This window comes from Enterococcus sp. 7F3_DIV0205, from assembly GCF_002141365.2.
Classification (GTDB): Bacteria; Bacillota; Bacilli; order Lactobacillales; family Enterococcaceae; genus Enterococcus_L; species Enterococcus_L palustris.
The window spans coordinates 2,873,270-2,897,047 of sequence record NZ_CP147244.1; the positions used below are offsets into that span (position 1 = coordinate 2,873,270).

Here is a 23,778-nt window from a genome sequence, read left to right on the forward strand (position 1 = left end):
ACTGAAATTTTTCGGTGACTCTTTTATTTGACGAATAGAAAGACCTGATTAAACTCTATATTTTTATAATGATTCTCTATATAAGAATTGGATTTTATAATATAAACTGTACATATAGTTATGATTTGATTGATGCAAAAGGTAGCCGATAGATGATTTATTTAGCAAAGTTCGGAGTCAATTAAGGTCTCTGAACATCCGTTAATCAAAAAACTATTGCTGAAAAAAAGGAGGAGACAAAAATTGAGAAAGAAAAAAGAATTAAAAGTATTGATTTCCATTATGATGATGCTTGTATTATCGGTTGGTGGATTATCAAAAGGTGAGCTTGCTCGAGCACAAGAAAGTATTGAAGCAACGGCACAAGTCGGGCAAGTTGATATTAACAGTGCAAGTATAGAAGACTTGCAGAAAATTTCAGGAATCGGAGCAGTACTTGCGCAGAGAATTGTTGCTTCAAGACCGTATGCGTCACTGGACGAATTGAGTAAGGTTAAGGGAATTGGAGCTGCTACGCTAAAAAAGATTAAAGATCAGGGATTAGCGTATGCAGATGCCGATCCTGTGTTGGGAACAATTTCTGAGGTTTTTCCAGAAAAAAACTTAGCTTCAGAAATTGCTGTCATTTTAGATAAAGAGGTTACTTCTCAAGTAACAACAGATGAGTTAAGTGGTATCAAAAAATTGAATTACTTAATTAACATTACTGATTTTGAAGGGATACAATATTTAACAAACCTTCAATATCTAAGTATTGACGTGGAAGAGGTGAAGGATTTTTCCAAAATAACTTCCTTAAAAAATCTTGAGACATTATATCTTTCTATTTCCAAATTAGAAAGTTTAGCAGGAGTAGAAAATTTTACGAATCTAAAAAAACTACACTTGAGGTCTACAGGAAATTTGAAAGATATTAGTGAAGTATATCAATTGCAAACTTTAGAAGATTTTACTTATAGAGGAAGTGCCCAAAAAGGAGATACGCTTAATCTTGAAGGAGCTGAGCGTTTAACAAAATTAAAGAAGTTTGAACTATACAGTAGTGAAGTAAGTGACTTACAGCCAATTTTTAGCCTTTCTAATATAGAAAAAATGATAATAGATAATATCTGGCAAAAAGGGGATGTTCCATTAAAATTTAAAGGAATTGGTCAATTAAAAAAACTGAAAGAATTATTTATTAACGGTCCATCTAACATCAGTGACATTAGTCCTCTAGGAGAATTGAGTTCTTTAGAAACATTGGGATTATATGGGATTAAGAATTCTAATATATTAGGTTATTCAGAGTTAGGAAAGATGGGACAACTGAAAAAACTTAGATTATCTGGGAATGAGATGTCAGACATTAGTTGGATAGCTTCTATTAAACAGTTGGAAGATCTTAGTATTTCTGAAAATAAACTTACAGATATCTCGCCAATTTCAAACTTAAAACAGTTGAAAGAATTAGATTTACAAGGTGATTTTACAGATATTTCTCCATTATCTAACTTAGAACAACTAACCGATTTAAGGATATGGGGACACAAAGTCAAAGAAGTAAATTCACTTTCTGCACTAAAGCAACTAACAAAACTTACCATTCAAGGAAATGAACTTACAAAAATAAATAGACTTTCTGAATTGAAACAATTAAAAGAGCTTCGTCTAGGAAGTTATAAACTTACAGATATATCAGGTTTTGAAAATTTAACAAGTCTTGAAATTTTAGATATTCAGGGAACTAGTATTAAAGATTTTTCAAGTGTTAGTAAACTGACCCAATTAATAGATTTAAATCTAAGAACAAACCGAATCACTAACCTTGAATTTTTAGTACCATTAAAGAAATTAACTAAATTATCATTAGTTGGCAACGAAATTACAGATATTTCATCATTGGCAACTTTATCGAACTTAAAACAGTTATTTCTTGGCATAAATGAGATAGTCGAACTTGACTCTTTGAAATCTTTGGAAAATTTAGAAATTCTGGGACTTGGAAACAATAAAGTAACAAATACCTCAGCATTGAAACTCCTAAAAAATCTAAAATATTTGACTCTCGATTACAATCAAATCGCTGATATCTCAGGGGTCGCTACATTAAGTAATCTTACTCATTTGTCTATAATTTCCAATCAGGTTGTTGATATTACAGAGCTCTCTTCACTGAGTAATTTAAGTAGTTTGTCTTTATCAAGAAATCAAATCACTGATATCTCTCCATTGAAAACTTTGGTTAATTTGAGCAGTCTAAACTTGGATTCTAATCAGATCGTAGATGTCTCACCATTGAATGAATTAACAAATCTTGAGCTACTAAGATTAAGATCAAATCAAATTGTAGATATTGAGCCTTTGAAAACCTTGAAAAAAATGTTTAATTTGTCTCTTGATAGGAATCCGATTGCTGACTATTCACCTCTAGATGAATTACCATTTCTTCATAAAAAAGGATTACCTTAAATGTTAAAACTAACAAGATGTTTAGGGGAACTCCCAAAGATATTAATAATAAAAAAAGATAATTAGTAACAACAGGAAGAGATATGAATTAGATTTAAAAGTATTGAGATCTGTGATAATACTTGTATTAGCAGTTAGTGGATTATCAAGATAAGAGGTTATAGGGAATAAGCGAGTGTTGGAGCAATAGATTAGGTTTAAAAAACTTGAATCTTATAGGAACTAAAACAACTGATTTTTCTCTATTAGATAATTTAAACTGTAATATTTCTAAATAAAAAAAAGATGATTACTAATTATTTCTAAAAGTTACAAAAAAATATATAAAAAACTTCTTTATTTGTTATGATAAATAAAGGAGTTTTTTATATTTGAGGTAAAGAAAGAAGGGAATAGCATGTATAAACTTTTGGTTATAGAGGATGAACCTTTGGTACGTAAAGGGATTGTAACGTTGATTGATTTTAAAGGGTTGGAAATCGATCAAATATTTGAAGCGGGTGATGGGAAAAAGGCTCTTGAGATTGTCAAAAAAGAAAGCCCTCACATTATTTTGACAGACATCAATTTACCTTATTTGGATGGCTTAACTTTTGCTAAGAAGGTCAAATTATTTTTGCCGAAAACGGTAATCATATTTTTAACAGGATATGATTATTTTGACTATGCTGTGACTGCTATAAAATTAGGGGCAGATGATTATATTTTAAAACCAGTAACAAGACAAGAAATCGAAGGGTTATTGATTCGATCGATCAACAAGATAAAGTCAGATCAATTGTGTCAACAACTGAGCGATGTACGTGTGACTAAAGAGGGTGCTAGGAAAGATAGTACGTTAGCAGATACAGTGAAACAAATCATTGAAGAGCAACTAAGTAACCCCTTATTATCATTAACATGGTTGGCAAATAAGTTGGGCTATAATGCGAGTTATTTGAGCAGTGTGATCAAGAAAACACTAGGCACAACATTTCAAGATTATGTCAGTAAAAAGCGAATCGAACAAGCGAAAGTATTGTTACTTGCAACACCACTCAAAAACTATGAAATTGCTGTAAAAGTTGGATTTGAAGATGTTAATTATTTTTCTTTACGTTTCAAACAAGTGACAGGGGTATCGCCGAGGCAATATAAAAAAGAGGCGGTACAACGATGAGGCTCTTGAGTAAACTCAAGTGGCGTTCACTGTCTGTCCAAATCAGCCATTATTTTTTCCTAACGACGCTTATTCTATTAGTTTATTACGGCGTTTCAACGACGTATAATACGTCTGCGATCATGTTAAAGAAGGCGCAAGAAGATACGATAAATACAATTGAGCGCAGTGGTGATTATGTCAATGACTATATCAAACGTTTGAAGCAGGTCGCAACAGCCATTGCCATTAGTTCAGATGTTAAAGAATTTATGGCGGCAGATAATCCAGAAAGCCGTGCTCAAGCATTGAACGTACTGACCAACATGCTTGCGACAGATGATTCTTTGATCTCAGCTATTTTATTAACAAAAGATGGTCGTTTTGTATCTAATGAAGGGTCTGTTGAAGTGTTAAAGTCAAAAAAAAATTTAGAGGAAGAATGGCGTAAACAAGGAATTAACATAGATGGTATGACAATCGTAACTTCTGCTAGGAAACAGACAGTAAAGGGCAGTGAAGAAGAGTGGATAATTTCTATTACTAAAGAAATCGTCACTGACGAGGATCAGAAAATTGGTGTGATTCGGTTGGATATTGATTCTAAAGGGATAGAAAATTATTTAAGACAGTTAAATATTGGACAAAAAGGGTATGTTTTTATGATTAATGATCGTGAAGAACTCGTTTATCATCAGAATGATACTGTTTTTTCAGAGCAAAAGCGCCAAACTCAGGTTCAACTTGATAGTAGACGTAAAACAGGGTATGACGAGAAGGCACAACAACTTGTTTATCATCAATTAATTGTGGAAGCGGGATGGCGGTTAATAGGAGTTGCTTCTTTAGAAGAGTTGACTATGATTTCAAGTAATATGTGGTGGAAGATGACAATGGTTGGAGTGCTAATGTTTTTAGTTATTTTTATAGGGAGTGTATTTGTTATTAGAGGACTAACTAAACCGATGCGAACCCTTGAACATTCAATGAAACATGTTGTATCAGGTTTATCAGATGCACAAGTTGTAGAATCAGGTCCTGATGAAATTCGGAGTCTTGCCCGCAGTTTCAATCTCATGTTGATGCAGATGGAGCAGTTAGTATTAGAAGTAAAAGCCAAAGAACAGGCAATTCACAAGTATGAAATACAAACACTGGCTAGCCAAATCAATCCTCATTTTCTATATAACACGTTAGATACGATTATTTGGATGGCAGAGTTCAATGATACCAAAAAAGTAGTTGAAACAACTAAATCATTAGCTAATTTTTTCAGATTGTCGCTGAACCAGGGGAATGAAATGATTCTTCTGAAAAATGAAATAGAACATGTACGTCAATATCTATTTATTCAGCAACAACGTTATGGTGAGCAATTGACATATGAAATAATCGAAGATCCACGTTTATCTGATTATCAATTACCAAAACTTGTGATACAGCCGATTGTTGAAAATGCAATTTACCATGGAATCAAGGAAATCAATAGACCTGGGCTGATTACTATTCGTACAAGAGCAGATCATGCTAGTTTTTATATCGAAATTTGCGACAATGGTAAGGGGTATCGTTTAGATCAAGAGCATGAACATGCTTGTACTAAACTTGGAGGTATTGGTCTGAGTAACATTGATGAGCGGCTTAGCTTACAATATGGATCTGACTATGAAATGAAAATCCGTACTGAACCAAATCAGTATACACATGTCTTGTTGAAGTTACCACGTTATTAAACACACACAAATTTAAGGATAAGGAAGTCACTTGAAATTTCAAGCGGCTTTTTTTACTATTATCAGCAAAATGACTGAAGGCAAAAAAATAGCTGATACGTAGAGAGAGGGAAGGCGTGGTTTGGTCTTCTAACGAGCTGAATATATTACTTTAAGAGCTTTATTATAAAATAATGTGCAAAAATGTATATGATTTGACTTGAATATATATATTGTTTAACATCAAAAAAGTGCTTTTTATAAACGCAATGGAGAATACATATTGGTCTATATCAATTAGAGGAAGGAACGATGTATAAAAGATGTTAAAAAAATTATCATGGTGTCTAGTAATGGTTGTAGGTTTCTTAGGATTAGTTGGGTTTGGAGAACATTCGTTAGCTGCCGAACTAAGCAAGGCAGGATTTATTGATACAATTCAATTTGATAAGACAGAATTGATGGATGGGGAATTGACATCTATCCATGTAACATTTAGCGAAAAAGCAGGTGCAAAGCTTAAAGCAGGTGATGTTTTGACGTTGTCTTTACCAAAAGAATTAGAGGGATTGACAGATTCTAATGATACACCACGTGAAATATATTTAAACGGATTAGGAATAGTTCGAGTATATAAAGATAAAGTTATTTGTACATTTAATGAAAAAGTGAGTCAATTAGAGCGCGTTCGCGGAGAATTCACATTTGGCGTTCGTGTGACAAATGTTGAGGAAAATACAGTAAAAGAAGTACCCGTAAATTTAGGAACGTCAATCAGTATAAAAAATATTGTTGTTAAAGGACACTCTGGTGGTGGCGTCGAAGGGGAAAAACCGTTCTTTTATAAAACGGGTGATTTACTGGGGAAATCAGGCCAAATTCGTTGGTTTTTAAATGCAAATTTAACGAAGAGCGATCTAGCTAAAGATATCGTTTTAACAGACAAATCTGGTGGCGGTCAAGTATTAAATCAAGATAGTTTTGTATTTACGGTGGATAATTATTTAGGTCGATCAGCACTAAGTTTGGAAGAATTTATAAATCAAGGATACGGGACAGTGGAGTTTGGAGCAGATAATGCTTTTGTCATTCGTTTGTATCGTGAAAAAGCACGTTTGGCTTCATTTACAATTATGTATACAGCAACAATAACAGAAGCTGGGAAAAAGCAACCAAACTTTACGAATGATTGCCAAGTTGATTATCAAGTGTTATACCAAAAACCAATCTACGAAATCGCTGCTCATAAAGTGAAAAATATCTTTTTAGACGGTAATGCAATTGGTGATGAAAATCAACCTATTAAAGAAGCAATCGTAGAGGAAGAAAATATTGAAGATGAGTCAAGTGAACTAGAAGAAATTGCGCCGCTAGATCCAACGGAGCAAGCAAAGAAAGAACAAGAAGAAGAACTAAATGTTGCACAAGAAGAACGTCCAGAAATCCACATTGGCGAGCAAGTTGAAGTGATTGAAGACGAATCAGGAGAAATGGGAGAAATTACACCATTAGATCCAACAGAAGAAGCGAAAGAAACACAAGAAGAAGAGCTAAACCAAGCTAAAGAAGAACAACCAGAAATCCACATCGACGAGCAAGTTGAAGTGATTGAAGACGAATCAGGAGAAGTGGGAGAAATTATACCGCTAGATCCAGCAGAACAAGCGAAAGAAACACAAGAAGAAGAGCTAAACCAAGCTAAAGAAGAACAACCAGAAATCCACGTTGGTGAGCAAGTCGAAGTGATTGAAGATGAATCAGGAGAACTAGAGGAAATTACACCACTAATCCCAGAAGAACAAGCGAAAGAAACGCAAGAAGAAGAACTAAATAAAGCCAAAGAAGAACAACCAGAAATACGCATCAATGACCCTAAGGAAACGAGTGAAGATAAATCAAGCAAACAAGAAGAAATCAACCCTAGCGGACATGCAGAAGGTGAACTAATACCAGTTAAAGAAGAAAAAGTAAAACCAAAAGCTGATAAAGTCCTGTTGAATGCTTCTAAAAATCAATCAAAAGGACAATTACCTAAAGCTGGCAGTAAAGATAGCTATGCCGTAATGATTGCTGGGTTGATAGTAATCATGATGGCAGTTGGTGCTTATGTACTAATTCGTAAAAAAGTAACTAAATAAAGAATAGGATAAAGGATAAAACAAGTAGCACCGACTATTTGTTTTATCCTTTATTTATATATCCTAAAAATAGTGCTATGTATATAAATATCACTGTTTTATAATTTTGATGCAACCATTTACGTTTTTTGAGACTCTAATAGATATAAGGTTCAAATTAACTGTTGGAGATGAAGGGAGTATTTTACTTGGCAAATGATGTGTTTTTAGTTAAAAAAGCTCAAAAGGGGAATCAAGAGGCATTCATTCAATTGATTCAAGGGTATGAAATTGTACTTTATAATATGGCTAGGCGGTTTTTATCGAATGAACAAGATATAGCAGATGTACTGCAAGAAACAGTGATCACTGCGTACCAAAAAATAGATCAACTTAAAAATCCAAAATATTTTAATACGTGGATCTGTCGAATAATGATCAATCAATGTAAGAAGTTATTGAACTTGGAGCCTTCTTTTGATATAGAGGATTATCCGTTTTTAGTTGATAATCAAGAGACAGAGCATTTAGGAATGAATGACTTACTGAGTGGACTCAAACCAATTTATCGGATTCCTCTTGTCTTGTATTATTACAATGGTTTTTCAGTAAAGGAAATCAGTGAGATTTTAACTGAACCCACTGGAACGATCAAATCTCGTTTAGCCCGAGGGCGCGCATTATTGCAAAAAGATTATATCGGATCTGAAGGAGGAATAGTATGATGAAAGATTTTGAAGAAGAGTTGAACAAGACCATGCAAGAAAATCAAGTACTCTCTCAAGAAGCTCGTCAAGCATTTGATACAGCATACCAAAAAATTTCTCAAGAAAAGAAACGAGTGCATCCTAAAAAGAAAAAAATTCTACCATTCGTTGTACTTGCGGCAATCCTATTACTAGGACTTTCGTTAGCTTTTACGCCGATTGGTAAAGCCGTGACCAATTTCTTACATCTCGGGCAGTTCACCTCTAAGACCCTTCAAGATAAAGGATTCGTCACACAACAAAGTACAAAAGCATTAAATGAAGATATTGAAATCAAGTTAAATGAAGTCTATGCAGATCAAAATGAAATAGGCCTGCATTTTACGATCGAAGTTCCGAAAAAGTCAAAATTCACTGATAAAACGCTCGATAATTATGGGATCAACTTTGCGCTTAAAAATGGTGATGGTCGTTATCTGGTTGATTTGAAAAGTGGTTTGTCAGAATCACATGAGAATTTGAATCTATTTCATTCAATTGTATCTGATTCTCATTTTGACCACAGTACAAATCAGCTAGAATTAACTTATCGACTTCGCGCAAGTGACGGAAATGTACCAGCATTGGAGAATGCAGTAATCGTCATTAATCGTTTAACTGCGATGTATCCTATGGATGATAGCCCAGGAAGAAAAGAAGGAAAAATATTCGAAGAGCTTCAAGGTATGTGGGAATTGCCGATTGATACGTCAAAAATCAAATCATTTGATGCATTTGACTTTGCTCCGACCGATCCTTCATGGTCAGAAATAGTGTCGGGTCTAGTGTATCCAAATTCGTTTGTGCTGACAACAAGTGATAAGAGGTTTAATGAATTAGTCGATATAGATGATATCTGGCTGCAAGCTACAATCAATGGACAAGAAGAGCGTTATTTGCTAAGAGAAATTAGCACTGATGAAAAAGGTGGAAAACAGTATTATCAGGTGATTTTTGATTACCCAGGATATGATCAAGCAGATTTGTTGCTACTTCATTATGGGAATACTGAGGTCGAATTTAAGCGTCAGTAGTTTACTTGAAAAGGAAAAAGTCAATGCTGCGAGCACTGACTTTACCCGTAAAATCAACATGTGTTTACCGCTTCCTTACTAGATAAAGCTGGAAGCGGCTTTTTTATTTACCAGCAAATACGAACTGCCAAGTGACACCGAATTTATCTGTCAGCCACGTCACTTTTTTGAAAATGCCAGCTGCTTCTGGTCCCATAATCACAACACCTTCAGCAGAAAGTGCTGAAAAAATTTGGTCAAACTCTTCTTCAGTGTCCATTTCTACAAATAATGAGAGGTTCCAACCAGGCGTAACGGGATTTTCAGGTCCCATCTCTAAAAAATAAATCAAAGTGCCGTTTAAATCTAATTGTCCATTCAACACACGTTCTGGAAACGTATCATAATAAGTTGTGGATTGAATCGTAGTGTTTGGAAAAACGTCAACATAAAAATCCATTTGCTTTTTAGCATGTTCTGTTACTGAAATAAACGTTATTGGTTGTTTCATTTCCTTCACTCTCCTTAAGTGTAAGATAGCAGATTTTAGTATAATTACAATTGATGTGCTTAAAAAAACTGTGTAAGTAGACTCGCTTGGAAAACTACTTACACAGTTTTTATTTTTCTAGAAAATCAGAGAGAAAAAATGTTCACTAGGCGAGATTTCCACCATTTGATTCAATCACTTGTTTGTACCAATAAAATGATTTTTTTCGGCTTCTATCAAGCGACCCATTGCCTTCGTCGTCACGATCAACATAGATAAACCCATAACGCTTACTCATTTCACCAGTTCCAGCACTGATTAGATCAATACAACCCCAAGGCGTATACCCAATCAAATCAACACCATCATCAATCGCTTTTTCCATTTCAATAATATGTTGTTTGAAGTAATCGATTCGATAATCATCATTGATCGAACCGTCCGCTTCTACTTTATCAAAGGCACCAAGTCCATTTTCTACGACCATTAATGGTACTTCATAGCGAGAATAGATTTGGTTTAAGGTATAGCGTAGCCCAATAGGATCGATTTGCCAACCCCAGTCACTGGTTTCAAGGTATTCATTTGAGACGCCGCCAAACAGATTGCCACCTGTTTTATCATTCCGTTTTTCTAAATCATCTGTAATACAAGTGGTCATGTAATAACTAAACGTATAATAATCAACAGTTCCAGCTTTCAACAAGGCTTTATCTTCTTCTGTTATTTCTACCTGAATATTGTTCTTTTCAAAATAACGTTTCATGAAATAAGGATATTTTCCTTTGACTTGTACATCCCCACAGAAAAAGTTGAATTTTTCATTGATTTGTTGTGTTTTTAACACATCTTCTGGTCGACAAGTTTTTGGATACATGGTGATATAGGCTAACATACAGCCGATTTTAAAGTCTGGGTTGATTTTATGTCCTGCAACAACGGCTTTAGCAGAAGCTAAAAAGACATTGTGTAAGGCTTGATACTGTTCAGTTTCAGTATACTCACGATTAAATAAACCATTGATTCGTTTGCCATGATCCATTGTCCCAAAATTGATTTCGTTGAATGTTAGCCAGTATTTTACTTTATCTTTATAACGCTCAAACAGAGTGGTTGCATAGTTTTCGTAAAAGCCAATCGTTCGTTTATCTAAAAAGCCATCATAAGTTTTCCCTAAATGAAAAGGCAGTTCAAAGTGGGAAATCGTCACAAGTGGTTCAATACCATATTTCGCTAACTCATCGAAGACCTCATCATAAAATTGTAAACCCGCTTCATTTGGCGTAGCTTCATCTCCATTAGGAAAAATTCGTGACCAAGCAATCGACATTCGATACACTTTAAAGCCCATTTCTGCAAATAAAGCGATATCTTCTTTATAGCGGTGGTAAGAATCGATCCCAGTATGGCTAGGATAGTAATATTGGCCTGTATCGATCTCTAAATCGAATGTCCGATGTGTATTGGCTGTTCGACTTCCAGCACGATTATGATCGCAAATCGAATCCCCTTTGCCGTCTTCATTCCATGCTCCTTCGCATTGGTTGGCGGCTGTGGCGCCGCCCCATAAAAAATTCTTTGGAAAACTCATGTATTTCTACTCCTTTATAAATAAAATTGGTCTTGATTCAAAACGATTAATTTGAAATGATCGCAGTGATTAAAAGATTTCCTTGCTTGATCGATGTCTCAGAAGTTGCAATTACATCTGTATAATCTGGTGTATTTGTAATAATAATTGGTACTTGTGTACTGTAACCTGCTTCTTCAATCGCTTTAATATCGAAGGTTACTAATTTGTCGCCTTTTTTAACTCGTGCATTTTGTTCAACAAATGATTCAAATCCTTCACCATCTAATTGAACAGTGTCGATTCCAATATGGATCAATAATTCAGTTCCATTATCTGAAATTAAACCAATCGCATGTTTTGTAGGAAACAGGGTCATCACAGTTCCATCGAATGGTGCCACAATTTCGCCATTCGTTGGTTCGATCACTACACCTTTACCCATGATTCCTTCTGAAAATGCTGCGTCTCTTGCTTGGCTTAAAGGAAGGACTTTTCCTTCTGCTGGAGAATATACTTCATCTTTTGCTAGTTTCTTTTTTTGTCCGGTTGCGGCTAATTTTGCTTCTTCTTTTGATAATTGAATTGTCGGTTCATCATCTTTAAAGCCTAAAACCCATGCTAAACCAAAACCAGCTGCTAGAGCACACGCATCCAAAATCATTGCGTAAATCGCAAATGTAACATCGCCATCTGGTGAGATAGAACTTGGATAGCGGAATATTCCTAAGCCGCCCATTTGATAGCCTTGCATGCCTAGTCCCATAGCGATGGCACCTGTAACACCCCCAACAATACAAGAGGCCCAGAAAGGTTTTTTTCTAGGTAAAGTGATACCGTAAATAGCTGGTTCAGTTACACCGAAGATACCTGAAATAAAAGCGGGGATCGATAATTCTTTTAATTTAGCATTTTTAGTTTTCAACATGACCGCTAATACCGCACCAGTTTGAGCAAAACTCACACTACCTGATGGTGTTAATAATGATGTTGGATCACCTTGAGATAACGCGATAATGGCAAATGGAATAAGTGCCCAATGTAAACCGAACATAACAAGAATTTGCCAAGAGAAACCAAGAATAGCACCGAATAAAATTGGGCTGAAACTTTGAATAGAAAGTAAGCCGTTTCCTAAGGCGTCAGAAACAGTATTCATGACTGGTCCGATCACTAAGAATGTTAATGGAATGGTTACAAGCGCTGTTAAAAATGGAACAATGAACAACTTAATAACGTCAGGAATAACTTTTCTTAATTGCTTTTCTAAAAAGGCAGCAAAAGCTACCGCTGCAATAATCGGCATAACCGTAGAACCATAACCAGCAGGCGGAATAGAGAATGGAATACCAAAGAAATTAAGCCCTCCCGTTTCAGCAAACTGAGCAGTAGCTGCACCTTCTAAAAATCCAGGATAGACTAAACTTGATGCGATCAGCATCCCAAGGAAGGGTGAGCCGCCAAATTTTTTCATTGCTGTGTAACCAATAAAGATTGGCAAGAATTTGAATAATCCGTCACCCATCGCATTAAAAATAGCTGATGTCGACGACTCCGCAAAGCCAGCCCCTAACGCGAAAATTAAAATGGCATTAACCCCTTTTAACATACCGGCTGCAGACAGTGGCGCTAAAATCGGTTGGAAAATAGAGGAAATCATATCAACAAATTGATCAAATAAATTTCCTTTTGGCCCAGACTCAGTCGGAGCTTCTAGCACACCTAATACTGCATCGACATCTTTACGGACATCAGGCACATGATTTCCAATCACGACTTGATATTGTCCACCAGCCTGCATGACTGTCACAACACCATCCATATTTTTTAAAACTTCAGTGTTTGCCTTACTTTCATCTTTCAATTTAAATCGAAGGCGTGTGATACAGTTGGTTAAAGAATTGACGTTTTCTTTACCTCCGACTTCTTTGACAATGTTTTTTGCAAGTTCTTCATATTTACCCATTTTCGTTCCTCCAAATGTTTAGTTATTTTTATTCAGAGGTCTCGCCAACTTAATGTCACGATCCAAGACCTTTCCACAGGCAATTGAACTCCTACGCTCCTTTTCTGGAAAATAATTTAGGTTAAGAGAAAGCCTCTCTTACTAACTAGTTTTATCGCTGATACGAGCTAAGTGGATGGTGATATAGACCTGCTCATCCTTTGACATTGTATAATTGCGTCGGTTTTTTAACAGTTCAGCGACTTTTTTTGTTGCTTTAAAAGCTTCTGGATATTGTTTGGTAACGAGTATGAACAATTCATTTTCAACTTTATCTTCTGATGTTTTAACGGTGTTATCTTTTAACACCCGTTCAGTGAAAAATTTTAAATGTGTGATAAATCGTTGAAAGTAAATATCATTTTCGGCGAAATTAATTCTAAGTGTATATTTAATGACCGTTAATATTTCTTCGATCAATTGCGTCAGACTGATTGCATCTTCATGATTGCTGTCGAGTTGAGCATTGGTGATATGCAAAGCTAGAAAACCAGCTTCATCATCGGTCAACTCTACATCTAATTGCTGATTGACCATTTGAATAGCTGAGCGCGCTATTTCTAATTCAACTGGGAAAAAACGTTTGATATCCCATAATAAAAAATTTTTGACCTGAATATTCTTCTTCGTCCGTTGAATAGAAGAGTGTAAGTGATCGGCAATTGCGATAAAAGAGGATTCATTCAGTTCTTTATCCAACGTTTTTTTTGCTTGAGATAGAATTCTATAGGAGATTTCAATGATTTCTTCGGGAATTTCTGAAAATAATTGTTCGATTTGTTCTGATTCAACCTGATTTTCAAGCTTAAAAACCTTCTCGATTTTAGCTTCATCAACTTCTGCACCAGCTTTCATCTGAAAACCTAATCCATTGCCCATAAGAATCACTTCTTCATTTTCCTCATTTCGAACAATGATCACGTTATTATTTAAAATTTTTAGAATTTCCAAAGCAATCGACCTCCGTTTTCCTGAATAAAGGGACTGAAAATAGAAAAAGCCCAAACAAAAGCCAAAAAGGCGTTGTTTAGGTTTAGCTTAACTTAATAATCACTATCCATTTAACAAAGCAAATATACACTAAAAAGAAAGCGTTGTCAAAGGAGTTTTGAAGAGATTACTCACATTCTAGAAAGTTACAAGAATAGCGGCTGTAATGAACAGACTGGACATAGTATTGGTGGCTGGCTATAATAAATAGTGTAAAGTACGTATTTTTATACGGAAAAAGCCAGTGCTGACAACACTGACTCTTAGTTGAGTTTTGACTAAAGCTCGAATAATGTTTATGATGTTGCCGCTATCTCACTTTAGCCGAGAAGATAGCGGTCTTTTTACTATATTAGAAGCGATATCTTTTAACCAATCCTTCAAGGAGAACCTTTCCTGAAAAACAAAGCAAGGACAAAAGCGATACAGACATATCTTTATAGCATCAACTCGTTTTTCAGAGCATTAGCTATACTCAACGTATAATTATGATATCAAACTAATAGATAGATAGGAATGAATCAATTCGCTTTGTGCATGAGTTTGTAATGATGAAAAGAAACCGTGAGTCCTTTGGTTGTATCGAAGGATTCACGGTTTTTATGTTTTTTTATTCGAAAATAAAGAAGGGATTTATCTGTATCTAAACCGGTTTGGTTTAATCAATTGCTGTAATCTTCAAATCCTTGAAAAATGCTTCTGTGCCAATATCGACAAAGAAGCCAATCTGACCTCTAGTATCAGCACCGTGTTTCATATTTTCCACTACTAAAACAGGTTCTTTGCTATTGTTTAGATAAAATTCTCCTTTAGCCCCGTTGATCACAGCTTTTAAGCTGATCCATTCATCCAGTCCAATATCAGCCGGACCCTCAAAATCAGTGATACCAAGATTCCGGAAATAGTCAAACGTATATTTAGGGTAGGAAAAATATTGAACACCGCGATTTTTTCTTATGGGATCGTCAATACGGCCGTTTGTGGGTCTTACGTAGAACGATTCAAATTTTGTATCATCCTCATTGATTCGAAATGCAATGCCGATAAATCCTCGTGCAAAATCTGGTGCATCGGGTAATAAACGGCTCAGCATTTTAACTTCGATTATTCCATTATGAAAAGTTGAATCGTTTAATTTTGCATAAGTGTTTTCATCAAATTCCATTAATTTGTCTTTTTTTACGACTCTTAAAACTGATTCACCGTTCAGTGTAGTTTGCTCAACAGTAGTATGAACTGCTTCGATAGCTGTTGTTTCATTATTCATTCAAAAATCCTCCTTAATAGTTTTTCTCTTTCATAAAAGTATAGACAACTTTTGAAAAAATGTTAAGTAGGCACTAATTTGTAACTATCTAGCTAAGTTGTTGTTTATAAAATTGTCCCCACTGTCTCATTGATTCAATGACAGGTAGTAAGCTTTCACCTAATGGTGTTAATTGGTACTCAACGTGAGGAGGCACTTTTTGGAAATCTATTCGTTCCACAATGCCATCTAGTATCATTGAGTTCAGACTTTCGGTCAACACTTTTTGAGAAATCCCCGTCAAAGATCGTTTTAATTCAGAATTTCTTTTTGGACCTGTTATTAGATCTCGGATAATCAATGTTTTCCATTTGCTGCCTATTAATTGAACCGTCGTTGCCACATCGCAAAGCGGCATGTCTTCTTTTTTTATCATTCAGAAGTTTCTCCTAACATTTGAAAATAAGTCAGTTTTTAACCGTGACTCTGATTATAGAAGAATTGTTGCATTTTTATGGCTGAAAAGCAACCTTCATTAAAAAAGTAAGAATTATGACGCTCTAAAGTTCAAAATACGTTATTGAAATGTTAGCGCTATTATTGTAGACTGGAATAAGTGATATCATTTTTGTCAATTTGTCATGATTTTTATAATGCAAGCAGGATAGTAAAAATAGTACACTTATAAAAAGTAGCGATTTTTGTCTTTTGAAATTGAAAGCGCAAACAATTCCTTGTAAGTAGGATCGTTTTTATTTGAATGTAATGAAAAGAAAAGAGGAATAAGAATATGAGTAATGACAACGCAGTACTAGCAAGAAATACAAAAAACGCACCGCAACATCCACTAGCCTCCCAAACCGTCGCTTTTTCTCACTATAATAACTTTTCGGCCCAATTACCGATCGATCCAACATCTGGACAATTGGTTGCAGGTGGTATTAAGGAACAGGCCAATCAGTGCTTTAAAAATATTAATGCTATTATGGACAGCATCGATCATGTGATGAGTGATATTGTTCGGATCACCGTATTTGTTAAGCACATTACAGACATTGATGCGGTAGATGAAGTATACGCATCATTTTTCACACACTATCAACCTTCAAGAACTGTTGTGGCGGTAGATGCTTTACCAATGGGCGCTCTAGTTCAAATTGAAGCACTTGTTTCAAATGGTGAAGGAACGATTCCAAATGCACCACAAGCAGGTGATTTGATCAAACTGACGAACCATACATCCAATGCACCGAGTAGTTCATTATCAACACAAACTGTTTCATTTTCTCACTATAACAATCTTTCAGCTCAATTACCGATCGATCCAAAAACAGGTAGAGTGGTAGCGGGTTGTGTGAAAAAGCAAACAAGACAATGTTTAAAAAATATCAAAGCAATTTTAGAAAGTATTGATGTTCCTCTGGATGACATTGTGAAAATCAATATCTTCCTTAAAGATTTGTCTAAAATAGATGCTGTGAATAAGGTTTATACAACCTTTTTCCCAGATTCAGGGATTGCTCGAACAGTAGGATATGTTCCAGCTAGGACAGTTGTTGCAGTAAAAGATTTACCAATGGGCGCTGATGTACAGATTGAAGCAGTCGTTTCACACGGAGATGGTACGCCGCCCCAAGCAATCGAAGATCGACATGGGTTGATTATCGAGGCGAATAATACTGAAAAGGCACCGAAATGTCCATTTTCAACCCAGACTGTTGCTTTTTCCCATTACAATAATCTATCAGCTCAATTGCCGATCGATCCTAAGACAAATGCAGTTGTTTCAGGTGGTATCAAAGAACAAACAGGACAATGTTTGGAAAATATCAAGGCGATCATCGAAAGTGTAGATCATGTACTGGCTGATGTAGTGAAAGTCAATATTTTTGTGAAAAATATTGAGGATATGGACGCTGTAGATGAAGTGTATGCAAAATTCTTCTCAGATGGAGTTCCTGCACGAAGAGTGGTTGGGGTATCTGAGTTACCGAAAGATGTATTGATTCAAATTGATACTATTGTTGGGAATGCGGAAGGAACACCTCCGATTGTATAGTAGGGAATAAAGTATAAAAAGTTCGATCATAAAATAAGCCTATGTACCTTTGCTAGTAAAGGTACATAGGTTTATTTTGCTGTATAATAATGTAAAAATAGATGTAGGTTAAAGGAGGTTCAAGATGGACAGACTGTTTTCTTCAAAGGACCAAGTCTTATTATTTTTAATTGTATTTAGTTTAGCAGTGCTATTGTTTGCGATACTTATTGAGAAGTCAAACGGATTATTTTTAGCAAGAAATCCACTAGATACTAAAAGCTATGAAAGTTCTCCAGAAAATAAGGCAGAAAGACGCGCAGGTAAGTTATTTGTTAAATGGGTTTATTATGGAATCAGTGTTGTGATTCCAGTTTGTTTGTTTTTGTATAGTGGTGTTGTATCTAAGATGCTGGCAATCTTGTTTATAGTGGGAATTTTTACATATCGAAAATATCTGACAAGATAGTGGGCTTTTTTTAAAATTAAAATGAAATTCTTTATCGTAATCAGCCGTAAATAAGTTTATAATAGATGGCAGTATACAAATATCGGAGGGTTCTCACGTGAAAAAACTGGGTTTTGATCCACAAAAGTACATTGAAGAACAATCAAAATATATCCTTGAAAGAGTTAATCACTACGACAAGTTATATTTAGAATTTGGTGGGAAATTGATCGGGGATATGCATGCGAAACGCGTTTTGCCTGGGTTTGATGCAGATGCTAAAATCAAACTTTTGCAAAAATTAAAAGATCAAGCGGAGATCTTGATTTGTGTGTATGCAGGCGATATCGAGCGGAATAAAATTCGTGGCGATTATGGCATTACCTATGATATGGATATTTTACGCCAAATCGATGAATTAAGAGAATATGGCTTAGCAGTCAATAGTGTGGTTATTACCCGCTATAGTGGACAACCTTCTACAAAAATGTTTATTAACAAACTGGAAAGAAGAGATATCAAAGTCTATAAACATGCAGCAATCGAAGATTATCCATCAAATCTTGAAAAGATCGTCAGTGAAGAAGGCTTTGGGAAAAATGACTATATCCCAACAACAAAACCAATCGTAGTCGTTACAGCTCCAGGACCTGGTAGTGGAAAATTAGCCACTTGTTTGAACCAACTCTATCATGAAAGTCGGAACGGTAAAACGGCTGGATATTCAAAATTTGAAACCTTCCCAGTATGGAATGTTCCGTTGAAACATCCACTAAATATTGCGTATGAAGCGGCAACAGTGGATTTAAAAGATGTCAATATGATCGATTCATTCCACTTTGATAAATACCAAAAAGTAGCAGTCAACTATAATCGTGATGTGGAAACATTCCCTGTGATCAAACGAATCATTGAAAAAATTACAGGCGAAGAATCAGTTTATCAATCACCAACGGATATGGGCGTTAACCGTGTTGGTTTTGGGATCATCGATGATGACGTGGTAAAAGAAGCATCCAAGCAAGAAATTATTCGTCGTTGTTTTGCCACAGAATGTGACTTTAAAAAAGGTCTGATCGATGAAGAGACAGTCAATCGCATTAAATTGATCATGGAAGAAGTCGAGCTTAAAAAAGAAGACCGCAAAGCGGTGCTTCCTGCTCGTCAGTATTCCGAACAGTTAAGAGAACAAAACCAAAGCAATGAGACACCTGCTGTTATTGCATTTGAGTTGCAAGATGGCAGAATTGTAACTGGAAGAACTAGCAACTTAATGGATTCTTGTTCATCGGCCATTTTGAACTCGATTAAAATGTTAGCGAATATTTCAGATGAAATTTTATTGTTATCGCCAGTGATCCTTGAAACGATTCAAACAATGAAACGAAAAGATCTTCACAGCAAAATTACCGCCTTAAAAGCCAATGAGATTTTGATTGCCTTAGCAATTAGCGCTGTGACGAACCCGACAGCACAATTAGCTTATGATAAATTATCGGAATTGAATGGTGTCCAAGCGCATTCTACTGTGATGTTGAGCAAGAATGATGAGCAAACACTAAGAGAATTAGGTTTGGATATTACCAGTGATGCGGTTTATCCGTCTGAGAATTTGTATTATATTTAGGACGGTTGTGATAGGCTCATACTGGTCAAAAAAGATAAAAGAAGTGAATAAAAAACAGTTGAAAGTTGATAACCAACTTTCAACTGTTTTTTTATACTCAAACCGTAATAAATTCGCACATTGTAATTCTATGACAGCCAAATCCATAGAAAAGAACTAATTGCAGCAAGCACCCCAGCGCTTAATGAAAAAACAATAACGATTTTTGCTTTATTCCAGCGATCCCTTTTTTTATCTCGTTTGGCTCTGGCCGCCTCAAGATCTTCCCCTTCTAGAAAAGCAACAATTTCACCATAGGTTTGAACATCTCTTTCTTTTTTGATTTTCTCGATTTTTAAAGCTGCAATCATAGAAATCGCCCAAAGAATGAAAAAGATACCAAATCCATACCAGCCCCAAAGTAACATAAACGGGCCAACAGATAAAGCAGCTAACCCAATAAATACAATCATGACCCAAGAGAGTCGATTCATTTTTTCTGCTTCGATGTGTTGATTTTTTTTCATAATTTCTACATCTCCTTTGACTAATTCATCTAAAGTGACATCAAAAAGAGTGCTTAAAGCAATCAAATTATGAATATCAGGATAAGTATGATCGTTCTCCCATTTAGAAATTGTTTGACGCGTGACATAGATTTTTTCTGCAAGTTCTTCTTGAGAATAACCATCTCGTTCACGATAAAGTTTTAATTGCTTATTAAAGTTCATTTTGATGTCTCCTTTGATTCTAAAATAATATAAAGGGCTCTATTTTGTCTGTCTATTAGCGTGTACTTTAGTAGAAATATTGATGTATACAGCTGTTTACATCAATAGAAACATTGATATAACAAGCTTTTTAAAAAGAATGCACTAAGGCTGAAACGAAAATTTCGTACATTTATTTTTTACGGTAGTAGAAAATGAATTAGCCAACGGAGCATTACTTGACTTACAATCAAAGATATCTATACCTTCAACACAAAAATAATTATGGCACAAGGGAGCAATTAATTACAGTTAAAATAAAAAGTTTGAATGAAGGATTATTGTTGTAATGGATAAAACGGGATGGGGATGTTTATCAGCGATGATTTAGTAAAGCAATCGGACAAGCACAAGAAAATTATATTAAGCAGTAAAACGTATTCTTACAAAAAACAACCCCTTTCTTTTTTTTGCTTCATAGCGTAGAATAGCAAATTGAAGAAGCCAGTCAAAAATGAGGAGGTTATGTCATGAAAATATATAAAATATTAAACAACAATGTGATCATCACAAAAGATGAGCATGGAATAGAGCATGTGATCATGGGTAAAGGAATTGGATTTAAAAAGAGTGCAGGCGAAACATTAGATATGACAAAAGCCGACAAAGTATTTCATTTAGAGGATGCTAACTTGCAACAACATTTTAATTCACTTAGTAATGAAGTTCCTTATCCAATTCTAAAAATAACAGAAGAATTTATTGATATCTCGAAGAAAAAGTTGAATCAAAAGTTAAATGAAAGCCTACATGTCTCTCTGGTGGATCATATTTTCCATGCGTTAAAAAGACATCAAAACGGACAGTCGATTACGAATTCGTTGATTTGGGAAATCAATCGCTTATATCCAAATGAATTTGAACTAGCCAAGGAATTACTGGATATGATTGAGCAAGAGACAGAGGTTCGATTGCCAGCGGATGAGGCAGGTTTTATTGCAATGCATTTGATCAATGCGGAAATGAATGAAGAAATGAATACAACCGTTGCGATTACAAAAGAAGTCTCTGCCATTTTAAAGATTGTAAAATATCATTTAGGGATTGAATACGATGAAGAATCATTGAATTTTTATCGTTTTTTGACGCACCTGAAGTTTTTTGTACAGCGTATCACTAATGGAACGTTACTCGATAGTGAAGATCATGACCTTTATTTATTGATGAAAAAGAAGTACCCATTAGCGTATGATTGTGCGAATAAAATTGCAGAGTATGTGTATACAACTTTTCATATGGACTTAACGTCTGAGGAAATGTTATATCTTGTGATTCATTTAAAACGTTTATATACAAGAGAGAAAACACTTTCAAAAAAGGATTGACTTCCATTTTTGAAAATGCTATCATTTGAGACAGATAAATAAATAACGTATCAGGTTAGTGGATTGTGACTGTTCGGCAGGCGACACCTAAACTTTTACTAAGGAATTGCACACAGGGGTAGTGTATGCATTTTTTAGTAAAGGTTTAGGTTTTTATTTTGCCAAAAATAGATCCGGAACTATTTTAAACCAGTTGAAAACAACCTTTTGCAAGTATGTTCTTAGGAGGATTTATCATGGATACAACTCAATTAGCAGAAAAAATATTAAAAGAAGTCGGTGGCGAAGAAAACGTACAATCACTCGTTCATTGTGCGACACGCTTACGATTTAAATTAAAAGATAGAACGATTGTGGATAAAAGTGCTGTGGAAAGTATTCCAGGCGTTGTAACGGTGATGGAAAGTGCGGGGCAATTCCAAGTAGTGATTGGGAATACAGTACCTGAAGTGTATGAGGCGATTGGAAACATTTCAAACCTAACTAGTGATCAGACCGGTTCAGATAATAGTTCAAATGAAAATGAAACGATTTTTGGCAAATTTGTAGATTTAATTTCTAGCTTATTTACGCCTTTACTTGGTGTGATGGCAGGAGCGGGGATTTTAAAAGGGCTGCTTTCTATTGCGACGACAACGAAATTGATCGTACCAGAAACATCAACGTTTATTATTTTAAGTGCAATTGCGGATAGTTTATTCTACTTCTTACCCGTTTTACTCGCAATCACAGCAGCGAGAAAGTTCAAAGCCAATGTCTTTGTTGCCGTAACCATTGCAGGCGCTCTGGTTTATCCAACGATTATTGGGTTAGCAGCACCAGATGTATCCGCTGATTTCTTTGGAATTCCAGTGGTGATGGTGAAATATACATCGACAGTTATTCCGATCATTTTAGCCATTTATGTGATGAGTGTACTAGAAAAATTCTTGAACAAACGTCTACATCAAAGTATTAAAAACTTTATCACACCTATGATTCTGTTGATTGTGATTGTGCCTTTAACGTTAATGATCTTTGGACCATTTGGCGTATACGTAGGGAACGCGATTGCAGATGTATTGATCACAGTGATTAACTTTAACCCAATTATAGCGGGTGCCTTAATTGCAGCTTCATGGCAAATTCTTGTGATGTTTGGCTTGCACTGGGGCATCGTGCCAGTGATGATGAACAATATTGCTACAATGGGGAAAGATCCTCTAAAACCAAGCGTAGCGATTTCAGTATTTGCACAAGCTGGTGCCGTTTTAGGTGTTATGTTAAAAACAAAAAATAAAGAATTTAGAGCGTTGTCAGCATCTGCTGTAGTCACTGCTTTATTCGGCATTACTGAACCAGCTGTTTATGGTGTGACATTAAGATTAAAACGTCCGTTTATTATTGGGGTGATTTCAGCCGCTGTTGGTGGCGGTATTGTTGGATATGCAGGGAGCATGGGCTATGCAGCAGGACCTTCAAGTATTTTAATGATTCCAGCTTTCTATGGACCAAACGGCGAAGGTTTTGTAGGCTTCTTGATCGGTATTGCCGTAGCATTTGTTTTGGCGGCCGTATTAACTTATTTCATTGGCTTTGAGGATATTCCAGAAACACCAACAGGAACAAACGAAGTACCAGCAGCCAAAACAGCAACACATGTTGGCGTAAAATCAGAAGTGATCAGCAGTCCACTAACGGGTGACATTGTGCCACTAGAAAATATTAATGACAAAGCATTTGCTTCAGGAACATTAGGTCAAGGTTTAGCGATTGCGCCAACCAAAGGAGAAGTGGTTTCACCAGTCAATGGTACGGTGACGATGGCTTTTGCGACAGGACATGCAGTTGGCTTAACTTCAGAAAATGGTGCAGAAGTATTGATTCACATTGGGCTAGATACTGTTCAATTAGAAGGCAAGCACTTTGAGTTAAAAGTAACACAAGGGCAAACCGTAAAAGCTGGCGATCCGCTGGTCGTGTTTGATATTGAAGCAATTAAGGCAGCTGGCTTTGACGTGACAACACCAGTTATTATCACGAATACAGCAAATTATGAAGATGTTGTAGTCAGCGATCAAGCACAAGTGAATACTGGCGATCGTTTGATTACATTACTATAAAAAGGAGTGAC

At 35.6% G+C, this 23,778-nt stretch carries 18 protein-coding genes; 11 read left to right on the forward strand and 7 right to left on the reverse strand.

The window, feature by feature from the left end; genetic code table 11:
• Positions 1-243 precede the first annotated feature (243 nt).
• From A5821_RS13470 to A5821_RS13495, 6 genes are all read left to right on the forward strand, one after another.
• Positions 244-2,451 carry a leucine-rich repeat domain-containing protein gene (locus A5821_RS13470; RefSeq protein WP_086315265.1) on the forward strand — a complete coding sequence of 736 codons (2,208 nt, stop codon included), beginning with the start codon at positions 244-246 and terminating at the stop codon, positions 2,449-2,451.
• A gap of 397 nt (positions 2,452-2,848) precedes the next feature.
• Positions 2,849-3,610 (forward strand): response regulator transcription factor, encoded by a 762-nt coding sequence (locus tag A5821_RS13475; RefSeq protein WP_086315266.1) that lies wholly within the window; start codon positions 2,849-2,851, stop codon positions 3,608-3,610.
• A 5-nt stretch (positions 3,611-3,615) separates the two neighbouring features.
• A complete protein-coding gene (locus tag A5821_RS13480) occupies positions 3,616-5,322 on the forward strand; it encodes a cache domain-containing sensor histidine kinase (RefSeq protein WP_170923042.1) in 1,707 nt (568 codons plus the stop codon).
• Positions 5,323-5,624: 302 nt separating this feature from the next.
• The gene (locus A5821_RS13485; protein ID WP_339098760.1) at positions 5,625-7,439 is read left to right on the forward strand and encodes a collagen binding domain-containing protein; all 1,815 of its coding nucleotides are present in this window, start codon (positions 5,625-5,627) and stop codon (positions 7,437-7,439) included.
• A 188-nt stretch (positions 7,440-7,627) separates the two neighbouring features.
• Positions 7,628-8,143, forward strand: coding sequence for a sigma-70 family RNA polymerase sigma factor (locus A5821_RS13490; RefSeq protein ID WP_086315269.1), 516 nt, complete (start codon positions 7,628-7,630; stop codon positions 8,141-8,143).
• Positions 8,140-9,198 (forward strand): DUF4179 domain-containing protein, encoded by a 1,059-nt coding sequence (locus tag A5821_RS13495; protein WP_086315270.1) that lies wholly within the window; start codon positions 8,140-8,142, stop codon positions 9,196-9,198. Before A5821_RS13490 ends, A5821_RS13495 begins: the two co-directional genes overlap by 4 nt.
• Before the next feature lie 103 nt (positions 9,199-9,301).
• On the opposite strand, the gene A5821_RS13500 is transcribed toward A5821_RS13495, so the two are convergent.
• From A5821_RS13500 to A5821_RS13525, 6 genes are all read right to left on the reverse strand, one after another.
• Positions 9,302-9,688: a VOC family protein gene (locus A5821_RS13500; protein ID WP_086315271.1), complete on the reverse strand. Its 387-nt coding sequence runs from the start codon at positions 9,686-9,688 to the stop codon at positions 9,302-9,304.
• Positions 9,689-9,833: 145 nt separating this feature from the next.
• Positions 9,834-11,258 carry a glycoside hydrolase family 1 protein gene (locus tag A5821_RS13505; protein ID WP_086315272.1) on the reverse strand — a complete coding sequence of 475 codons (1,425 nt, stop codon included), beginning with the start codon at positions 11,256-11,258 and terminating at the stop codon, positions 9,834-9,836.
• A 46-nt stretch (positions 11,259-11,304) separates the two neighbouring features.
• Positions 11,305-13,203: a beta-glucoside-specific PTS transporter subunit IIABC gene (locus A5821_RS13510; protein ID WP_086315273.1), complete on the reverse strand. Its 1,899-nt coding sequence runs from the start codon at positions 13,201-13,203 to the stop codon at positions 11,305-11,307.
• 141 nt (positions 13,204-13,344) lie between these two features.
• Positions 13,345-14,193, reverse strand: coding sequence for a BglG family transcription antiterminator LicT (gene licT / locus A5821_RS13515; RefSeq protein ID WP_086315274.1), 849 nt, complete (start codon positions 14,191-14,193; stop codon positions 13,345-13,347).
• A 697-nt stretch (positions 14,194-14,890) separates the two neighbouring features.
• Positions 14,891-15,499 carry a hypothetical protein gene (locus A5821_RS13520; RefSeq protein ID WP_086315275.1) on the reverse strand — a complete coding sequence of 203 codons (609 nt, stop codon included), beginning with the start codon at positions 15,497-15,499 and terminating at the stop codon, positions 14,891-14,893.
• 88 nt (positions 15,500-15,587) lie between these two features.
• Positions 15,588-15,914 carry a winged helix-turn-helix transcriptional regulator gene (locus A5821_RS13525; protein ID WP_086315276.1) on the reverse strand — a complete coding sequence of 109 codons (327 nt, stop codon included), beginning with the start codon at positions 15,912-15,914 and terminating at the stop codon, positions 15,588-15,590.
• Between the two features lie 354 nt (positions 15,915-16,268).
• Between A5821_RS13525 and A5821_RS13530 the strand changes: the two genes are divergently transcribed.
• The 3 genes from A5821_RS13530 to A5821_RS13540 all read left to right on the forward strand — a co-directional run bounded on the left by A5821_RS13530 (position 16,269) and on the right by A5821_RS13540 (position 19,591).
• Positions 16,269-17,537 carry a RidA family protein gene (locus tag A5821_RS13530; protein WP_086315277.1) on the forward strand — a complete coding sequence of 423 codons (1,269 nt, stop codon included), beginning with the start codon at positions 16,269-16,271 and terminating at the stop codon, positions 17,535-17,537.
• Between the two features lie 124 nt (positions 17,538-17,661).
• On the forward strand, positions 17,662-17,985 hold the full coding sequence (locus A5821_RS13535; RefSeq protein WP_086315278.1) for a hypothetical protein: 324 nt from the start codon (positions 17,662-17,664) through the stop codon (positions 17,983-17,985).
• Between the two features lie 97 nt (positions 17,986-18,082).
• The gene (locus A5821_RS13540; RefSeq protein WP_086315279.1) at positions 18,083-19,591 is read left to right on the forward strand and encodes a DUF1846 domain-containing protein; all 1,509 of its coding nucleotides are present in this window, start codon (positions 18,083-18,085) and stop codon (positions 19,589-19,591) included.
• A gap of 128 nt (positions 19,592-19,719) precedes the next feature.
• Here the strand turns inward: A5821_RS13540 and A5821_RS13545 are convergent, their stop codons facing one another.
• Positions 19,720-20,301, reverse strand: coding sequence for a helix-turn-helix domain-containing protein (locus tag A5821_RS13545; RefSeq protein ID WP_086315280.1), 582 nt, complete (start codon positions 20,299-20,301; stop codon positions 19,720-19,722).
• A gap of 509 nt (positions 20,302-20,810) precedes the next feature.
• Here A5821_RS13545 and licT (A5821_RS13550) point away from each other — a divergent pair.
• Positions 20,811-21,665 carry a BglG family transcription antiterminator LicT gene (licT, locus tag A5821_RS13550; RefSeq protein WP_086315281.1) on the forward strand — a complete coding sequence of 285 codons (855 nt, stop codon included), beginning with the start codon at positions 20,811-20,813 and terminating at the stop codon, positions 21,663-21,665.
• Positions 21,666-21,901: 236 nt separating this feature from the next.
• The gene (locus A5821_RS13555; RefSeq protein WP_086315282.1) at positions 21,902-23,767 is read left to right on the forward strand and encodes a beta-glucoside-specific PTS transporter subunit IIABC; all 1,866 of its coding nucleotides are present in this window, start codon (positions 21,902-21,904) and stop codon (positions 23,765-23,767) included.
• The last annotated feature ends 11 nt before the right edge of the window (positions 23,768-23,778 follow it).